This window comes from Rhodanobacter sp. MP1X3, from assembly GCF_014207165.1.
In the GTDB taxonomy this organism is placed as follows: Bacteria; Pseudomonadota; Gammaproteobacteria; order Xanthomonadales; family Rhodanobacteraceae; genus Rhodanobacter.
Genome location: NZ_JACHCO010000001.1, coordinates 1,360,710 through 1,378,565, shown reverse-complemented (window position 1 = coordinate 1,378,565; position 17,856 = coordinate 1,360,710). Strand labels below are relative to the sequence as shown.

The 17,856-nt window shown below is 59.4% G+C and carries 18 protein-coding genes and 1 tRNA gene; 12 read left to right on the top strand and 7 right to left on the bottom strand.

Annotated features, from left to right (window positions below; all coding sequences use genetic code 11):
- Positions 1–52: 52 nt before the first annotated feature.
- From HDE79_RS05660 to rsmD, 3 genes are all read right to left on the bottom strand, one after another.
- Positions 53–556: a hypothetical protein gene (locus tag HDE79_RS05660; protein ID WP_184600887.1), complete on the bottom strand. Its 504-nt coding sequence runs from the start codon at positions 554–556 to the stop codon at positions 53–55.
- The gene (gene coaD, locus HDE79_RS05655) at positions 549–1,088 is read right to left on the bottom strand and encodes a pantetheine-phosphate adenylyltransferase (protein WP_184601139.1); all 540 of its coding nucleotides are present in this window, start codon (positions 1,086–1,088) and stop codon (positions 549–551) included. The genes HDE79_RS05660 and coaD overlap by 8 nt, the downstream gene beginning before the upstream one ends.
- A gap of 86 nt (positions 1,089–1,174) precedes the next feature.
- The gene (rsmD, locus tag HDE79_RS05650) at positions 1,175–1,783 is read right to left on the bottom strand and encodes a 16S rRNA (guanine(966)-N(2))-methyltransferase RsmD (protein WP_184600886.1); all 609 of its coding nucleotides are present in this window, start codon (positions 1,781–1,783) and stop codon (positions 1,175–1,177) included.
- Positions 1,784–1,869: 86 nt separating this feature from the next.
- Here rsmD and ftsY point away from each other — a divergent pair, with 86 nt between their 5' ends.
- The 5 genes from ftsY to HDE79_RS05625 all read left to right on the top strand — a co-directional run bounded on the left by ftsY (position 1,870) and on the right by HDE79_RS05625 (position 5,691).
- Positions 1,870–3,027: a signal recognition particle-docking protein FtsY gene (ftsY, locus tag HDE79_RS05645; RefSeq protein WP_184600885.1), complete on the top strand. Its 1,158-nt coding sequence runs from the start codon at positions 1,870–1,872 to the stop codon at positions 3,025–3,027.
- 25 nt (positions 3,028–3,052) lie between these two features.
- A complete protein-coding gene (locus HDE79_RS05640) occupies positions 3,053–4,132 on the top strand; it encodes an AsmA family protein (protein WP_184600884.1) in 1,080 nt (359 codons plus the stop codon).
- Positions 4,129–5,175 carry an A/G-specific adenine glycosylase gene (mutY, locus tag HDE79_RS05635; RefSeq protein WP_184600883.1) on the top strand — a complete coding sequence of 349 codons (1,047 nt, stop codon included), beginning with the start codon at positions 4,129–4,131 and terminating at the stop codon, positions 5,173–5,175. The genes HDE79_RS05640 and mutY overlap by 4 nt, the downstream gene beginning before the upstream one ends.
- A 90-nt stretch (positions 5,176–5,265) precedes the next feature.
- Complete coding sequence (locus tag HDE79_RS05630) at positions 5,266–5,544, top strand: oxidative damage protection protein (RefSeq protein WP_184600882.1); 279 nt, start codon at positions 5,266–5,268, stop codon at positions 5,542–5,544.
- Between the two features lie 71 nt (positions 5,545–5,615).
- Positions 5,616–5,691, top strand: a tRNA-Phe gene (locus HDE79_RS05625).
- 210 nt (positions 5,692–5,901) lie between these two features.
- Here the strand turns inward: HDE79_RS05625 and HDE79_RS05620 are convergent.
- The 4 genes from HDE79_RS05620 to HDE79_RS05605 form a co-directional block, all read right to left on the bottom strand.
- Complete coding sequence (locus HDE79_RS05620) at positions 5,902–6,252, bottom strand: 2-hydroxyacyl-CoA dehydratase (protein WP_255488255.1); 351 nt, start codon at positions 6,250–6,252, stop codon at positions 5,902–5,904.
- A gap of 206 nt (positions 6,253–6,458) precedes the next feature.
- Positions 6,459–7,298 carry an OmpA family protein gene (locus tag HDE79_RS05615; RefSeq protein WP_184600881.1) on the bottom strand — a complete coding sequence of 280 codons (840 nt, stop codon included), beginning with the start codon at positions 7,296–7,298 and terminating at the stop codon, positions 6,459–6,461.
- Positions 7,299–7,358: 60 nt separating this feature from the next.
- Positions 7,359–9,824, bottom strand: coding sequence for a YadA family autotransporter adhesin (locus tag HDE79_RS05610; protein WP_255488254.1), 2,466 nt, complete (start codon positions 9,822–9,824; stop codon positions 7,359–7,361).
- Between the two features lie 1,387 nt (positions 9,825–11,211).
- Positions 11,212–12,225, bottom strand: a complete 1,014-nt coding sequence (locus HDE79_RS05605) for an AraC family transcriptional regulator (RefSeq protein ID WP_255488253.1) — start codon at positions 12,223–12,225, stop codon at positions 11,212–11,214.
- Positions 12,226–12,800: 575 nt separating this feature from the next.
- Between HDE79_RS05605 and HDE79_RS05600 the strand changes: the two genes are divergently transcribed.
- The 7 genes from HDE79_RS05600 to HDE79_RS05570 all read left to right on the top strand — a co-directional run bounded on the left by HDE79_RS05600 (position 12,801) and on the right by HDE79_RS05570 (position 17,790).
- Positions 12,801–13,448 (top strand): DUF2968 domain-containing protein, encoded by a 648-nt coding sequence (locus tag HDE79_RS05600; protein WP_184600878.1) that lies wholly within the window; start codon positions 12,801–12,803, stop codon positions 13,446–13,448.
- A 287-nt stretch (positions 13,449–13,735) separates the two neighbouring features.
- On the top strand, positions 13,736–14,959 hold the full coding sequence (locus HDE79_RS05595; RefSeq protein ID WP_255488252.1) for a molybdopterin molybdotransferase MoeA: 1,224 nt from the start codon (positions 13,736–13,738) through the stop codon (positions 14,957–14,959).
- 62 nt (positions 14,960–15,021) lie between these two features.
- Entirely contained in the window at positions 15,022–16,017 is a 996-nt protein-coding gene (moaA, locus tag HDE79_RS05590) for a GTP 3',8-cyclase MoaA (RefSeq protein WP_255488311.1), read from the top strand.
- Positions 16,018–16,497: a cyclic pyranopterin monophosphate synthase MoaC gene (gene moaC / locus HDE79_RS05585; protein WP_184600876.1), complete on the top strand. Its 480-nt coding sequence runs from the start codon at positions 16,018–16,020 to the stop codon at positions 16,495–16,497.
- Positions 16,494–17,099, top strand: a complete 606-nt coding sequence (locus HDE79_RS05580; RefSeq protein ID WP_184600875.1) for an NTP transferase domain-containing protein — start codon at positions 16,494–16,496, stop codon at positions 17,097–17,099. The genes moaC and HDE79_RS05580 overlap by 4 nt, the downstream gene beginning before the upstream one ends.
- Positions 17,096–17,338 carry a MoaD/ThiS family protein gene (locus HDE79_RS05575; protein ID WP_184600874.1) on the top strand — a complete coding sequence of 81 codons (243 nt, stop codon included), beginning with the start codon at positions 17,096–17,098 and terminating at the stop codon, positions 17,336–17,338. Before HDE79_RS05580 ends, HDE79_RS05575 begins: the two co-directional genes overlap by 4 nt.
- Entirely contained in the window at positions 17,335–17,790 is a 456-nt protein-coding gene (locus tag HDE79_RS05570) for a molybdenum cofactor biosynthesis protein MoaE (protein WP_184600873.1), read from the top strand. Before HDE79_RS05575 ends, HDE79_RS05570 begins: the two co-directional genes overlap by 4 nt.
- Positions 17,791–17,856 lie beyond the last annotated feature (66 nt).

The following is a 17,856-nucleotide window of genomic DNA, read 5'->3' as shown; positions in this document are numbered from 1 at the left end:
GGAAGCCCGCGAGCTGTGGCCGCGAGACGCGGCCACAGCTATTCGCGAGGTCTTACATCGCCACGAAGTGGAACGTCGCACCCGTTGGCTTGATCACGTCGGTCACGCGCTGCTCGTCGGCCTTGTCGCCGATGAACAACACGATCACGTCCTTGAACGAACCCGGCTTGGCATCCTTGAATGCGGCGACGAGCAAGTCGGCCGTCTTGCCGGAATTGGCGCCGGCAAAGGCCATCAGGTTACCCGGCAGCACGCCGCGAGCCACCGAGTCCTGCACGTTCGACAGCTGCCGCTGATTGTTGGCTTTTGCCTCGTCGGTATCACCTGCATCAACCAGATAAGCGAACGGCTGGCTGGCGGTCATGCCCTGCAGGTTTTTCTGCACGAGGTCGCCAAGGTAGTCATTCCACCCCTTGGCGTCGTTCGGGTTGGTGGGCTTGGGCACCTGCTGTGCCTGCGCCGGGCCGGCCTGCTGGTCGTCCTGCTGTTTGTTGCAGGCGCTCAGGGACAGGGTAGCGGCCAGCGCGAGGGCAGCGATGAGAGCGAACTTACGCATGGTGATCACCTTCTATTTCGGGTTGCTTGTGGGAGCCAGCTCGGCTCTTTTGCCAGCGCTGCCGCATGGCCTGTTGTACCGCCGGATGGACGAAACCGGAGATGTCGCCACCGAGGCGGCCGATCTCGCGTACCAGCGACGAGGAGATAAAACTGTATTGCTCCGCCGGCGTCAGAAACAGCGTCTCCGCCTGCGGGATCAGATGGCGATTCATGCTCGCCAGCTGAAATTCGTATTCGAAATCCGACACCGCGCGCAGGCCGCGGATAATCACGCCAGCCCCCACTTCCTCGACAAAGGTCGCCAGCAGGCAGTCGAAGCCACGCACTTCAACATTGGGCAGATCGGCCAGCGCCAGCCGCGCCAGAGTGATGCGCTCGTCAATGCTGAAGCCAGGCCCCTTGCTGGAGCTGTCGGCCACCGCCACCAGCACACGGTCGAACAATGGTGCGGCACGCGCCACCAGGTCGGCGTGACCGTTGGTGATCGGATCGAACGTGCCGGGATAAACGGCAAAGCGCGGATTGCCCAAAGGTTTGTTCACGAGACGGAGTTCTATGAGACGGGGAAGGTCGATGAAAAGTCCGCGTAGCTTAACGGAAGCCGCGCGGTGGTGGATCACCGAGCCAGGCCATGCGTAGGCGCATGGATTCGAAGCACCAACCGGCAATAGAGCGCAAAGCGCACCTCACCGGCATGACCTTCTCGGTGCAACTGCCAGTTCGGCGGCAACGGGGGAACCATGGCACGCGGCGACTCGACATAGATGATGGCCCGCGCGGTCAGCCAGCCGCCCTGCTCCAGCTGCTGTGCCAGCCCGCTCCAGAGATCCAGGGCAAACGGCGGATCGAGAAACACCAGATCTGCCGGCTGCGGCGAGCCGCCGAGGAACTGCTGCGCGTCGGTGGCGGCCACCTGGCCGGCAGTTGCCTTCAGCCTATCGAGGTTTTGCCGCAACGCCTGCACCGCACGCGCATCGCGCTCGACGAATTGCACGCTGGCCGCGCCGCGCGACAGCGCCTCAATGCCCAGCGCCCCGGTACCAGCGCAAAGATCGAGACAGCGCGTACCTTCAATCGTCGGCGCCAGCCAGTTGAACAGGGTTTCCCGCACTCGCTCGGGCGTCGGTCGCAGCCCCGGCAGATCGGGTACGTCAAGCCGGGAATTGCGCAGGCTGCCGCCGATGATGCGGATGCGCCCGGGCCCGGCGGCGCGCGCCGCGCTCACATGCGCCTCCGCGGCACGGAATCCTCAGCGGGCAGTACAGGTTGGGGTGATAGCATGCCCGCCATTGTCTTTGAATCGCCGCCGCAATGCTCAAGTTCTGGAAGAAGAAGCCCACCGAGACCACGTCGGAGCCGATTACCCCTCCCTCGTCGGCTGATGTCGCCACACCGGAAAGCAGCGAGGCAATGCTGCGCGAGGTTCTGGCGGAAGTTCCAGCGAGTATCGAGCCACAACCGGGCGATCAAGATAACGTGGGACAGCAGCAGGCCGACAACCCTGCTATCAGCGTCATCACCGAAGATCAGGCACCTGCCAAACGCAGCTGGCGCGATCGACTGTCCGGCAATGCGTTTTCCCGCGGGCTTACCTCGCTGTTCGTGCGTCATCCCAAGCTCGACGACGATCTGCTCGACGAACTCGAGACCACGCTTATCAGCGCCGATGTCGGTATCGAGGCCAGTACCGAGTTGGTCGAAAACCTGCGCAAGCGCATGCACAAGCGCGAATTTGCCGACGCGCCGGCGTTGCTGAAAGCGCTGCGCGAATCGCTGGTCGCCATGCTCAAGCCGATCGAGAAGCCACTGGATGTGACTGGTCGCAAACCCTTTGTAGTGCTGACCGTCGGCATCAACGGTGCAGGCAAGACCACGACCATCGGCAAATTGGCCCGCCGCTGGAGCGACGAAAAACATTCGGTGATCCTGGCCGCCGGCGACACCTTTCGCGCCGCCGCCGTCAACCAGCTGAAAACCTGGGGCGAGCGCAACCAGGTGCCGGTGATCTCGCAGGGACAGGATGCCGATTCGGCCAGCGTGATCTTCGATGCATTGCAGGCCGCGCGCTCGCGCGGCGCCGATGTGTTGATCGCCGACACCGCCGGCCGTCTGCATACGCAGGGCGGCCTGATGGATGAGCTGGGCAAGATCGCCCGCGTGCTGAAAAAAATCGACGTCGATGCACCGCACGAGGTGCTGATGGTGATCGACGGCACCACCGGCCAGAACGCCGTGAACCAGGTGCGGCAATTCCGCCAGATCGTGGGCGTCACCGGACTGGTCGTCACCAAACTTGACGGCACGGCCAAGGGCGGCGTGATCTTCGCGCTGGCGCGCGAGTTCGGCCTTCCTATCCGATTCGTCGGACTCGGTGAAACCGCGACGGATCTGCGCACCTTCGAAGTCGAGGCGTTTGTCGACGGCCTTTTACCCACCAGCCTTGGCCAGGATGAGCGCAGCCATGACTGACCACCGGCAATCACGGGGCTGATCGATGCCGCGCCGGTGGCGACTGATCCTGCTAACGCTCGGCGGCCTCGCGCTGACGGTTGCACTCGTCGTGGTCACAGCCGTCTATTTGCTGCTGCAGCCGGATCGTTTCACTGCCATGCTGCAAGCTCAGGCACGCGCGGCAGGGCTGGAGTTGAACCTCGCCAGCCCTGCCAGTCCAACGCTGTTTCCGCGCCCGGCGCTGGATCTCAACGGCATCACCATCAACGCGCAAAATGCCAGCGTGCCGATCCTGCTGGCCGCGCACGGGGAGCTGGAGCTACCGTGGCGAACATTGCTTGGCGGCCCAACCGTCATCTCGCAACTGCAGATTGATGCACCCCGAGTCGACCTCGAAGCGCTGCAAGCGTGGCTGACCGCCTTGCCCGCTCAACCGCAAAGTGCACCGACCAATATCCCTCGTATCGATACCGGCGTGAACATCGTGCGCGGCAGCATCGTACGCGGTGATCAGCTACTGCTTGGCAACGTCTGGCTCAATGCCGGCAGCCTGATCTCGGGCCAGCCATTTCCGCTGAGCCTATCCGCCACTACGGCGACAGGCGTGCCACTGCAACTTCGGCTATCGGCCACGCCGCGCATCCACGAAAACTCGCTGCAACTGGACGATGTCGCCCTGCATCTCTCGCAAGGCAACTTGCTGGTTCTCGCATTGAACGGCAGCGCGCGCTGGCATGGTGCTGCCGATGCAGCGGCCAACCTGACCGGCACGCTCGACCAGGCCAATGCCGGGCAATACGCGATTTCGCTGGTGCTTACGCCTGCCGACCAGACCAATCCGCTACTGCTCGCACTGAAACTGGATGGACCGGGCAACCACGCCGACCTGCGCTTGCCGCCGCTGGCGTTGGCCAGTTGGTGGAATCAGCTCGGCGGTGAACAAGCGCTGCCGCTCAATGCGCCCCCCGTCAACGGTCACCTTGAAATGGCCAAGCTCCAGGCTGCTGGCGTCACCATCGAAGGGCTGACACTGGATACCGGCGACAACGTGCCGGCCGCAGCCAGCACGGCGGGCGTCGCCAAACCCGCCGCCGCCCAACCTGCGGTCAACAAAAAACCATGACATTATCCGTGGCAAAACGGCTGCTGCGCTGGTTCGACCAGCACGGCCGCAAGGACCTGCCCTGGCAGCATCCGCGCGACGCCTACCGCGTATGGTTATCCGAAGTGATGCTGCAGCAGACCCAGGTAAGTACAGTCGTCGGCTACTTCGAACGCTTCGTCACCGCGTTGCCGACACTGCGCGATCTCGCCGAAGCCGATGAAGACACCGTGCTGGCCTTGTGGTCAGGCCTGGGCTATTACCGTCGCGCCCGTTTTCTGCATCGCGCGGCACAGATTTGCGTCGCGCAATACAGCGGCGAGATGCCGCGCGATTACGACGCGCTCGTTGCCCTGCCCGGCATTGGCCGGTCGACCGCTGGCGCGATATTGGCACAGGCATACGGGCTGCGTTTCCCGATCCTCGACGGCAACGTGAAACGCGTGCTGACCCGCTATCACGGCATCCACGGCCACACTGGTCAGAGCACGGTGGAGAAGCAGCTGTGGAAGCATGCCGATGCCCACACACCCGCCGCACGCGTGGCCGACTACACGCAGGCGATCATGGATCTGGGCGCCACGGTTTGCGTGCGTTCGCGCCCTCAATGCGAAGCCTGTCCGTTAGCGGGCGACTGCATCGCCTATCGCGACAACCTCACTGCACAATTGCCCAGCCGCAAACCGGCCAAAGCCATTCCAACACGCACTACCGCAATGCTGATTCTGCGCGATGCGCGCCGACGCGTACTGCTGGAGCGCCGCGGCCCGCTCGGCGTTTGGCCTGGCCTGTGGAGCCTGCCTGAAGCGGCCGATGCAACTACCGCGTGGTCGACTGCGCAAAAGCTCGCGCAGATCGACGACGCGCAGACGCTCACTTCATTCGTGCACGTTTTCAGCCACTATCGATTGGATATCGAGCCATTGTTGTTTGATGGGGCGACAGCACATCACGGCATCGCCGATAATCCGCAACAGCGTTGGTGCACCGCCGACGAGCTCGTCACACTCGGCTTGCCCGCGCCGGTGCGTGAGCTGCTTCTGAAGATCAATGACCTGGCCTGAGTCTGAGTCCAGTGACCGGCTGGCGCACCCCTTGCACCAAATATCTTCCATAACTGTTGTCTGCAAAGCCGTAACCGCCGAGGAGCACCCATGAGCCGCACCATTCACTGCAGCAAGCTCGACATCGATGCCGAAGGTATGGATTTCGCGCCATGGCCTGGTTCCCTGGGTCAACGCATCTATGCGGAGATTTCAAAGCCGGCGTGGCAGCAATGGCTGAGCCATCAGACCATGCTCATCAACGAATACCGACTCAACCCGCTCGATCCGAAAGCGCGTAAGTATCTCGCCGAAGAAATGGAGAAATTCCTGTTCGGCGGCGACTTCGCCAAACCCACTGGCTACGTCACTCCTGATACTGAGTCTTGACGAAAACCCGCGTATTCGGTTTAATGCGCGGCTCTACATGGAACGAACAACCCGCGCGGTTGTGTATCTTCGGCCGGGTAGCTCAGTTGGTAGAGCAGGGGATTGAAAATCCCCGTGTCGGCGGTTCGATTCCGTCCCCGGCCACCATGTAGAACAATGACTTAGCCCACTCTAACGAGTGGGCTTTTTCGTTTTGCGGCCCCTCTCGGGGTGGCTGTTTTGAACCGCCCGTTTAGGGGCCTGGTCCACAAACAAGGGCACCGAGCTACGGGTTTTGCCCCAATAAAATATGTAGTAGCTGCTCTTTTTCGTCGAGCGATGTGCCATTGGACGGTCTACGGCAGTTGCGAATACCGCCTATCTTTTCTTGAGACGCTTTTCCTCTGCAGCTGCAATGAGCTGCTGCAGATACGTTATCCCGTCCTCTTCAGGAAAGAATGCCACTACATCTGCCACGGTGAGCCCATACCTTCTCTTCAAAGTAAGAAATTCTGCCTTGGCATGATCCAGTCTGGACATCGGTGGTGTCTTCGAAGACTTCGGATCAGATTGGCTATCCAGCGCGGCTAATTCTTCCTGAAATTTTTTGAAGGCGTCTTTTGAAACGGTCATAGCAGAATTGGGGTAGTCAGCATGGAAAGCTATTGTCCCACAGGGTGCGAAAGCCAAGGTCGCTTCTGAGGTTTCCTGGCGGGGAAATGGTTTCACAGTACGTGATCAGCACGGATGTCGATCCGTTTAGCTATTCGTCGTTGGCCTTGGCAAAAGTCCTCCAAGGATAATTGGCACGAAAATGCCGCGATATATGCCGTCGCACTGTGGTTTTCTGCCATTACACAAGACCGTACTGAAGACACCCGCACGCCAAATCGGCGTAATCCCAGGGGCGGCTCATCGCAACGAGCTGAAAACAATCAGGGGCGCGCGACGCCCGATAGCTCGACGCGACGGTTGGGAGAAAGGCATTTGATCAATACAGCGTGATTGGCGTCAGAGCATTGCACTACCGGGTCGGCATTACCCTTACCCGTGCTGTGCATCGCCGTTGCAGGGACGCCGCCCTCGGCGAGATAGCGCTGCACCGCATCAGCGCGATGCTGGGAGAGCGACAAATTGTAGCTATCGCTGCCGATGCGATCGGTGTAGCCGACGATCGAAATATCCTCGACCTGGCTCGCCTGCTGTATGCGCTGCAGGAATTGACCAAGATTCTGCCGGCCCTCATCGGTCAAGTCCGCGCGGTTGAACGCAAACAAAGCATCCCCTGACAGCCGGATTGGCTCTTGTGGCAAAGGTGCAGCGACGTTTGCCACTGCTGCGGGTGCAGCCGCTGGCGTGTCGAGTTCGGATTTGCAGGATTCCGGCTTCCAATAAACGGCTTGCGAGTGGTGGTCTTTGCCAAAAACAACCTGGTACTCACAGCGGGAATAGTCAGCCACTCCTCCCGCATTGCGAAAATCGAAAATATAGGTCCACTTTTTCACTTCAAAGACACCTTCGTTGAAGTCCGGAGCTCCGAGCAAGTCGTAAAGCTGGTCTTTGGTCATGCCGGGCTCAACTTTTCTGAGGTTCGCCAGATTGACAAAGGTACCTTCAGGCCTGGTGGCCTTGGCTGGATCAGGAAAAGTCACCCCTTCCGTAGCACCGCTGTCTGCAGCAGCATGCCTGGGCACCTTGCTGCAGCCGACAATCGCCAGTAACCCGGCAAAGACGACTGCCAGAGCTTTCCATCCGTGCGCTTGAAACCGTGGCATCTTGCACCCCCCAGATAACTATCGATAAGAGTTAGCGTTGGCTTGGGCTTGCATCGGGCATTACCACTGCATGCCAGCGCCAATCGACATGCCGCCGTCTCCGCGGGTATCGACAGATCCAGTCAACTTGTAGACCCAACGCCCACCTTCGGAGATGGTTGAGACACCGACGGCAATGCTGGACTCACTTCGGAACGTGCCTGCCGCTACCGCAGCCATGCTCTTTCCAGGCTCATAGGCTTGCGGCAAGCCGGCCATCGCCATGGCTGCTGCAACGCCTGCGTTGGCCCGATTGCCTACCTGCTGGATCTCACTGCTGAGCGCGCCAACACGCTGATCGGTGTAGCTGCTCGCCCAGTTTTCCGCCTGCTGCACGCCCGTATTCACCTGCCCCACATTCGCCGCATCGGTATCTGAAGTCCCTGCAGCAACGTTGGTGATCTGTCGTTCGCCACCAGCTGTACCCACAGAAACCGTATTATCCCTATTGGCAAGAGACCCCGCGCCCAGCGCCACGGAATTGTCTGCAGTGGCTGATGCGCCATTACCCACCGCCACGCTATTGGCTCCACTGGCGCTAGCCACTGGGCCGATCGCAACACTGTTCGTGCCGCCCGCTGTGGCACCGCCCAGCGTGGAATTTACCTGGACGTATTTACTGTTTCCGCCGCCGCCCTGCGTGGTGAGACTGTTGAAGTCGTTGTACAGGCTGTAATTGCTGTACATGTTGCTGGCGTTCTGAGTCCAGTTCCACAGCTGCGAGCCATTCACGGCATCCGTACTGGCTGCTGTTTCGGCGCCTGCAGCGACGTTCGTGATACCGACAGGCGCGCCACTTCCATTGCCAGTAAGGGTAATCGTATTGGTTGGATTGCCAGAGGCGTCGGCATCGTAGAGCACGGCACGATTGCTCGTACCGCCGCCGCCAGCCGTCGATACGGCCTCCAACTGCGCCAGGTTCACCGCATCATCCGGAGCGGAGCCCGCCGCAACACCGGTGATCTGACGATTGCCCACGTTCAACTCGCCGGCCGATGTCTGGGGCGCCGAGAGACCGTAGGCGGTGTAGTTGACAAGTGCGCCAACGACGGTTGCCGATCCGGCACCCAGCGCGATGCTATTCGCAAAGCTGGCATTGGCGCCGTCGCCAACCGCAAGCGCGTCCGAACCGGACGCCACAGCGGTCGGACCGGCCGCTATTGCATTGGTGCCCGTGGCCTGAGATGCGGCCAGCGTGGAGTCGACGGCGTAATACTTGCTGCCAGCCGAATTGTTGATGTCGTTGTAGAGGCTGGTATTGCTGTATTGATTGGCGGGATTCAACGTCCAGTTCCACAACTGCGCCCCATTCACAGCATCGGTGCTTGTCGAACTCACGGCACCTTGATGGAGGTTGGTCAAGGTGGTTCCGTTAGTCACTCCGCCATCCGTACTGGTTACGCCCGCCAGCGTAATCTTGGTATGCGTTGTATCGTCGTATTGCACCGAATCGCTCGTATCAGCAGCGACAACACCTTCCAATTGGGCCACGTTCACTGCATCAGTTGCCGCACTGCCAGGCGCCACATTGGTGATCTGTCGCTCCTGACCAGGCGAGCCAATCGAAACTTCACCAGCCGAATTCTGGAGTGCGGTAAGCCCATAAGCCGTGTAATTGGCCAACGGTCCGCGATTGGCTATGGACTGGTAGCCGAGCGCCACACTATTGACTGCATCCGATGTCGCCTCCGCACCGAGAATCGTCTGTGCATTCGCGGTGCCCGAGGCCGAATCGCCAATCACGACCGAGTGCCCGAGGCGCGCCTCGTAATCGGCTGTCGGCACACCGGTGGGATCCGTGGCATCGTTGACGCCATTACCCGGGAATGCCGTATCGGCATTCACCAGCGGCAAAGTGTGGCTGGCGTTGGTGCCGATCACGACCTCTTTCGAACCGTTCGCGGTGGCACCGTCACCGACCAACACCTGATAATCCTGAGCCGCATTGATGCCGTAACAGGCCACCTGAACCACCAGCGCATTCAGACAGGTTGAAGCAAATGCCGGCGCTGTATTCGGCAAGAGGAGACCGAGCACTCCACCGGGGTTGCCGTTGTTGATGTTGTAGATATAGCTGTTGGAAGTCACGCCGCCCAGCAGGGTGAGATGTGAATTCTCACCCGTGCCGCCTACCAGCGCGCCAGTGGTCGATGTCAGAAGGGTACCAACAGGATTAAGCGTGAGCAGAGGAATGCCCAGGACACTGACAACGGAATAGCCCTGGCTGAAATTGGAATTGATGACTTGCAGGGAACCGTTGCTCACATAACCGTTGCTGCTGGAGAAAAGACTATTGGTCGTGGTGCCGAGCAGTTGGCTCGCCGCTCCCACGAGACCGCCATTACCAACGATAAGGCCAGTAGGCAAACTACTTGGCGTTGGAAACACTGGCACGGCCGCAGTCACCGGTGCCGCCTGCGAAACTGGAGCTTCCAACGACGACAGCGACGTGGCCGTTGCAACCGAACTCAGCGGTGAGAATGCCAAGGGAGATACGCCGGTCGGAGATGCGTTCGCAGCAGCAACTTCTGATGTATCGGTATCGTCAAAAGCATCCGTGGATTTGGTCTGCCCCGTATCATTCGCATCAGTGCGATGCTTAAGACGACGATCGGCGACCTCACTCGTCGAAGCCATCGGACCTGACAAGCTGCTCTTCAACGCCGCATCCGCAACTACACTCGCTGCGATGGACGCTTTCGGTACCGGTGTCGACGAGGTGGCCGTTGTCGGAGGCGTTGACGCAGCGGTCGCTGCAAGACTCAAGGAAACGGGAGGTATCGCCTCGACCAAACTTACCTTGTCCGTCGCAGCAACCGTTAACGCAACCGGCTGCTCTGGCCGCTTGATAGCCGGGACCGGTGCGGCAACGTCAATAGCCTGCACGTCACTCGGACTATCTTGGGTTTTTGTAGTACTCGACTGCTGCGCCAGTTGAGCGCCTACAACCTGCGTAAGCTTTCGATCAGTCGTGTCAGCTGCCTGAAAAACAGAACCCTGCGCACTGTTCGGGCTCGCTGATGGGGTCGCTACGGCCGACTGTAGCTGCTGTTGTGATGCAACTGATGCTTTGGCGAAGACGACTGGCGTCCGACTTGCCACGGTCGACGGAATATCCGCCAATGCGGGGGTAGCCGCGGCAGTGTGGGCTTCACGAGTGGCCGCTGACGCAATCCTGGACTGGACGACTGCGGCATGTTTCTTCATTGCGGTTGGCAGTGCAGTGGCAATCGGAGCTTCGTTCGAGACAGAGCTGTTGTTGGCTGCAATCCCGCTGGAGGCCACCACCTGAGTCGGGGCTGCGCTGGCGTGGCTGGTATCGTATTTCGTAATCAACAGCTGCAAGTCATCCAGCTTTGCATCGCCAGCCGATTGAGCCGATACACCTGATGCGAACAACATGCCACTTGCGCCGATAAGCGCAACTAGCAACAACCTGCTTGTCGATCCAGGCGTGCGTCGATCGATCTTGCCTGCGCCGCTTGATGAGCTGCCGTGGCAAGAGGAAGCCAGCTCCGACGCTACCACCAGAATCTTGCGCGAATGGCACCAAACCAGCCGATATATACGATTCATTTGCTGCCCCTGATCACTTATCGATGCAAGACGGCGGAATAGCCTCTATGCAAATGGAAGAGCACCCTATGCGACTCCCATTCGGCGAAACTTGATATGACGCACTCATGCTCTATCGGAGTGCAAATTGCGACTCGTCGATAAGCCGATTCGGCAAGAGACTAGACAAATTCGGCATGCGGGCGGCAAGGCGGCAGAAGAAAAGCATTCGCTGACCACAACATCACCATCGAACACTTCAGCCGAATGAAAACCAGCCACAAGAATTTGGCCAAACTTTTAAATCTGGACTCCAAATTCAGCCACAGGCCATTTCATGCGCTCCAAGAGATGACGTGAACTCACCCGGAGGTGCGCGCATCAACGTGTCGCGTGGCAACTCGCCGAACGTATGTCGGTAGTGATCAGCGAAGCGGGAAAGGTCCCATAGTCCACAGCTCAATGCGACGGATTTCACCGAACGCCGACTGGCATCGGCGACAGACAACGCCCGGAATGCCGTACAAAGCCGCAGCATGGACAGGTAGCGATTGGGCGACAGACCTAACAGGTCGTCGAATGCATAGCGCAAGGCGCGCTCGCTTACTCCTGCAGCGGCGCATAATTCATCGAGATAGATCACGCGCCGCATGTTTCCACGCATATATTGCTCGGCGCGCTGCACGATCTGATAGTGAGCGCGACGCCCTCGTGAGCACTGTGGCCGATCGTCTGCCTGCGCACTAAGGCCGGCCAGCAGATGATTTTCCAGCAGCATATCGATCTCTTTCTCGATCACAGGATCGGATCTCACAGATCGCTGATCATGAATCAGATGCTGATGCACCTTTTCATAATGCGCGGAAAGTGTGGTTCCCTGCTGGGTACTGCTCAGACTAAAAAGAGCGAGCATTCTTGCGGGAATTTCCACATCAGGATGCACGAGCCGTGCAAATTTAAGCTGGATCTGCCGCAACGGCACCAGCATAAGAACGACGTGGCTACCGGCTCCAAAAACGAATTCGCTAATTCCGTTGGGCAAAATGGTGAACGCCGTACCGGAGCTTACCGGTGTGCCGTTGCATCCGCTCGCTTTGGTTGTGTGTTGCAAACAACCGATCACGCACCAGTCAGCCGGAATCGTGAAACGACCTCGGAAAGAAAAATCCGTTTCGATATTACAAAATATCGACTCCCCCACGATCTCGGAATCAATCGTCGCCCGCCGGAGGTGGGCGCCGAGAACCACGGTCTCCATATCGCAGACTTTGAGGACTCCACTCAGTGATATGAGATCTTGTGGAAGCAACGCTTGAGCGTTTTCTGCAATCATGATGCCCTGCTCCATTTGGCGACCAATTCATGTAACTGGAATCGACTCCGATTAAATCTCGATCAATTTCGTTTTCCAAAAACGACATAACGAGGTTTTCTACGAATCAGGTTGATTTCGGTTAGATTGAATCCGGGTACACAGAGCCAGAATGCGCAAATTCGGCAATATTTCGCTCCTTGCAAATTTAAATGTCAACAGATGTGATTTACATCACAAAAAATAGGCGCGCTGATTTCAATTTTGCGAAATAGCGCACTTTTGTTTGGAATCTTTTGGAATTCAGAAAATAAAGATGCAAATCATTTGCAAGCATAAACCTACGCAAGTAACCAACCATCAAAACAAATCGACCGTCGCCAATAGCCTCTGCTGTATGCCGGCAAGCGCTACTTGACCCGCCGCACCGCACCATTAGACTGCGAGTGTTGGGGCTGCACGTTTGGGCCCTTTGGCAACCGCAGACCTGGTTTCGTCGCTGGTTGTCACTTGGCCAGTAACGCAAGGGGTTGAATCCGATGATTGGCAGCGAGAACGTTCGGCGGTTCTTGAGGTTATTGATTGCACTGACTTTTATGGCTGCTTCAGCGTGCACCACCCAGGTGCACCCTTCCAAGGCACCAAATGTCCAGGCGCCACCTGCCCAAAACAACGCTTCGGGCGGAACAGTGTTTTACCTTCACCAGTTGATGGATAGCCACCAGCTGACTCAGCTGCGCACCACGTTCAACGGCACCTACGGCGCGACACTGTTCTTTCAGCCGGAAAAGCTCAGTTACTACGTCGCCATGTTTCATGGCGACGTGTACTGGCGTGTCATCCAGACCGATTCGGAGACGGATGCCGAATCCATCTATCGTGCTTTTTCGCAACAGTCGGAAAAGCTGGCCGAGGTGGATATTGACGCGATGCGCCTCAAAGCCGGCAATATCTACGCTGAGCGGATGGTCGCGATGAATCAACAGCGACTGCAGAACCTGCAGCAGGATGCCAGCCTTCAGCGGCAGCAGGCACAGCAAGTAGCAGTACAGCAGCAACAGGCCCAACAGCAGGCCGTGGCTCTATCCAACGATTTGCGTAACAACAGCAATCAGCTTGATGCGGTGAAGGAACGTATTCGGACACTCGAAGCACAGCAGGCCAATCCGGAGCTGATTCTGCCAACACCGCCACAGCAAGCCGCGGCGGCCAATTCGCCAGCTCAAACCACTCCGTCAAACTGACTCTGTTTGTGGGTCGCCCAACTTGTGTTTTGGCGTAATGGCCACCAAACGCCTCGCTATGGCACCTACATCGATGGCACTGCACGGGGAATGTAAGCACTTCAACACGGTCCGTTCGATGCACGTTGCGCGCTCCGTGAAGCATCGGCACTTTTCTACGACTCCGCTCCATCGCCTGCGCCGGCATTGCCCGGCGTCTTCCGACTTATCATGACGTAACTCGGCGGCTTCACACGTCGAATGTTTCCATGCGCCCGTTGCGCGACGAACCCGTTCACGATGAGCCGATGCCTGACCACTCCATGACCACCATGATTTCTGTCAGCGAGGCGGAAGCGCTGATTCGCTCACGTCTGGCCAGATTCCCGGCCGAGTCACGGCCGATCGATAGCGTTGGCGGTGCCATCTTGCGCGAACCCATCATCGCCGAGCGTGACCAGCCCCCCTTCGACCGGGTAACGATGGACGGCATGGCTATCCGCTTCGACGATTTCGCGCACGGCACTCGTAGCTTCGCCGTGACAGGCATGCAAGCAGCCGGCATGGCACCAATCTCGATGAATCAAGACAATGCATGCATTGAGGTCATGACCGGCGCGGTGATGCCCGAAGGCTGCGATACGGTGATTGCGGTAGAACAGACCCGGCGCGATGGATCGCAGCTCACGATCTCGATCGATCATCAACCCCGGCAAGGGCAATTCATCCACCGCCGTGGCAGCGATTGCGGTGCCGGCGAAACGCTCATCGAAGCCGGCGCGACACTGAGGGCACCGGAGATCGCCGTGATTGCCACCAACGGCTGTGAAGCAGTGACCGTATCGCGACAGCCACGGGTAGCCATTCTTGCCACCGGCGACGAGCTGGTGGATGTGGGTGCTCCGATAGAGACTTGGCAGATCCGTCGATCAAACGATCGCGCGCTCGCTGCATTGCTTGCCAGCCGCGGTCTGTACGATGTCCGGCTTGAGCATGTGGTTGACGATCGCGACGTGCTGAAGTCATCGATCGAGCAACAATTGAGCACGCGCGATGTGTTGATCCTGTCCGGCGGCGTATCGATGGGCCAACGCGACTTCGTGCCCGACGTACTGCGCGAGCTCGGCGTCGAGCGCGTCTTTCACAAGATCGCTCAACGCCCAGGCAAACCGATGTGGTTTGGTATCGGGCCGCAGGGGCAGATGGTGTTTGCGTTACCTGGCAATCCCGTGTCGGCGCTGGTATGCGGCACACGCTACGTACTGCCAGCACTGCTGGAGGCGATGGGGCATGTGATGGCGCCACCTCAATGTGTCCGTTTGGCTGCGCCGATGGATTTTGCTGCAGCGCTGACGTATTTCGTGCCAATCCGGCTGCAGCCGGATGCCTCGGGCATGCCGGCGGCCATGCCGTTGCCACCGCAGACTTCCGGCGACTTTTCAGCCCTCACGCAAACCGATGGCTTTGTCGAGTTACCCGCCGACCAACAGCACTTTCCCGCTGGTTTCATCGCCACCTACTATCCTTGGTAGAAATGAACAACGCCGACTCCCTGCCTGACACGCTGCGCGCCAAGCTCGTTGCACCATTGGACATGCTTGGCCGACAGCTGCACGACCTGCGAATTTCGGTAATGGATCGCTGCAACTTCCGCTGCCCGTACTGCATGCCGGAGGCGAAATACGGCAAGGATTTCGCTTTTCTGCCGAGCGCCGAACGGCTCGATTTCGACGAGATCGTGCGCCTGACCAGGCTGGCAGCCCTGCTCGGCCTGCGCAAGGTACGCATCACCGGCGGTGAACCGCTGTTGCGGCCCAACCTGGCCGAACTGATCAGCGAGCTTCGATCTATCGAGTCGATTACCGACATCGCCCTGACCACCAACGGCGTGCTGCTGGGCCAACAGGCGCCGGCACTGATGGCAGCGGGCTTGAATCGCGTCACGATAAGCCTGGATTCGCTCGATCCCGCCGTGTTCTCGATCATGAACGGCGGACGCGGCGAACTGCAGCGCGTACTGAAAGGCATCCGCGCCGCAGGTGATGCGGGATTGACCCATTTGAAGGTCAATACGGTTGTGCAACGCGGCGTCAACGATCACACCCTGCTCGACATGCTCGACTATTTTCGCGGCAGCGGCATCGTGGTGCGCTTCATCGAATTCATGGATGTGGGCAATCTCAACCACTGGTCGATGGCCGAAGTAGTGCCGTCCGCGGAATTGCTACAACAAATCGAGCAGCGCTGGCCCCTGGAGGCACTGCCAGGCAACTACAAAGGTGAAGTTGCACAGCGTTATCGCTATCGTGATGGCCAGGGCGAGATCGGTTTCATCTCATCAGTCACGGCACCTTTTTGCGGCGCCTGCACCCGCGCACGCATCTCTTCGGATGGCTCGCTCTATACCTGCCTGTTTGCCGAACGCGGCATGGATCTGAAGACGCCGCTGCGCAGCGGCGCCTCGGACGAGCAACTGCTCGACATGATGCGTAACGCCTGGCTACAGCGCACGGATCGCTACAGCGAAGAACGCGCCACGCCGCAAGCTCACCATCACAAGAAAATTGAAATGTATTTCATCGGAGGCTGAATGCTCTCGCACGTGGGATCGGACAACCAGCCGCGCATGGTCGACGTCGGCGCCAAAGCCGCGACGCAGCGCGTAGCGCGCGCGCAGGCACGGGTGCTGCTGCCTGCTGACGTGGCGGCACAACTGCGCGAGGCCGGCCACATGACGCCGAAAGGTCCGGTACTGACCACCGCCAACCTGGCCGGCGTGATGGGCGCCAAAGCCACGCCACAATTGATCCCGCTATGCCATCCACTGATGCTGCAACGCTGCCATGTGGATATCACCGCCGAGGGCAACGAGATCGTGATCGTCTGCGAGGTCGCCTGCCATGGCACCACCGGCGTGGAGATGGAGGCGCTCACCGGCGCCAGCATCGCCGCACTGACGGTGTACGACATGTGCAAGGCGATGTCGCACGACATCGTGATCCGCGACGTGCGCCTGCTGCACAAATCGGGCGGCAAACGCGATGTGAATGCGGGGACTGACCGGTCATGAATGCATCGACCGATTCAACGACAACAACTGTCTACGGTCTGGTACTCAGCGGCGGTGCCAGTCGGCGCATGCAGCACGACAAGGCGCTGATCGACTACCACGGGGAACCACAACTGCTGTGGACTTATCGCCTGCTGGCGTCGGTGCTGCCCCGAGTATTTATTTCTGTACGCAACGATCAGCGCAATGAGCCGTTACGACGCGAGCTGCCGCAGATCGTCGATGCCTATGAAGATGCTGGCCCAGCCGCCGGCATCTTGTCCGCGCAGGCGCTTTATCCCGACGTCGCCTGGCTGGTCGTTGCCTGCGACCTGCCCCGACTGGATGCCGCGACCTTGCAGCATTTGCTACAGGCGCGCGATCCGAAACGCGAGGCCACCGCTTTTGTCAGCAGTCACGATGGGCTGCCTGAGCCACTGTGCGCTTTATGGGAACCGGCTAGCCACGCCAAGCTTCTTGCACGCGTCGAAGAGGGTCGGAGCTGCCCACGCAAGGCGCTGATCCAGGGCGACACGCAATTGCTGCAACCCTATGCGGCCGATGCGCTGGACAACATCAATACGCCCGAAGAACTGGCCACACTGCGAGCCGCACTGCCATGACATCCGTTACCGTCGAATACTACGCACAATTGCGTGAGCAGGCCGGGCAAGGCCGAGAAACCATCACCAGCGATGCCGATTCGCTCGCCGCCTTATATGGCGAGCTACGCCAGCGGCACGGCTTCCGGCTCGATATCGCACAGCTGAAAGTCGCCGTGAACGCGCAGTTCCGTGACTGGCAGCAGGCGTTTGCCGATGGCGATCTGATCGTTTTCATTCCGCCGGTGGCCGGCGGATGAGCCGCGTCACGATTGCCGCGCAGCCCATCGATACCAACGCGCTGCGGAAGGCATTGCAGCAACCCGGTTGCGGCGGTTTTTGCGTGTTCGAGGGATGGGTGCGCGAAACCAACGAAGGCCGCGAAGTCAGCGGTCTGGATTACGAGGCCTATAACGAGCTGGCGATCAGCGAAGGCGAACGCATCATCGACGAAGCCGTGCAACGCTTCGGCATCGCCGATGCCCGTTGCGCGCATCGCGTAGGCAGCCTTGCGGTCGGTGATACGGCGGTGTGGATCGGCGTGGTGTCGCCGCATCGTGACGAGGCGTTTCGCGCCTGTCGCTACATCATCGACCAGGTCAAACAACGTCTGCCGATCTGGAAAAAGGAGCATTACCTGGTCGGCGAATCATCCTGGGTGGCATGCGCCCATGCCCCGGCGGACGAACACGACCATGCTCACCAAGGCTGAGTGGCAGACAAATTCAATCGGCGGCACAAAGTAACCTCTGCCTCGTTCGAAACGAAATGGTTGAAG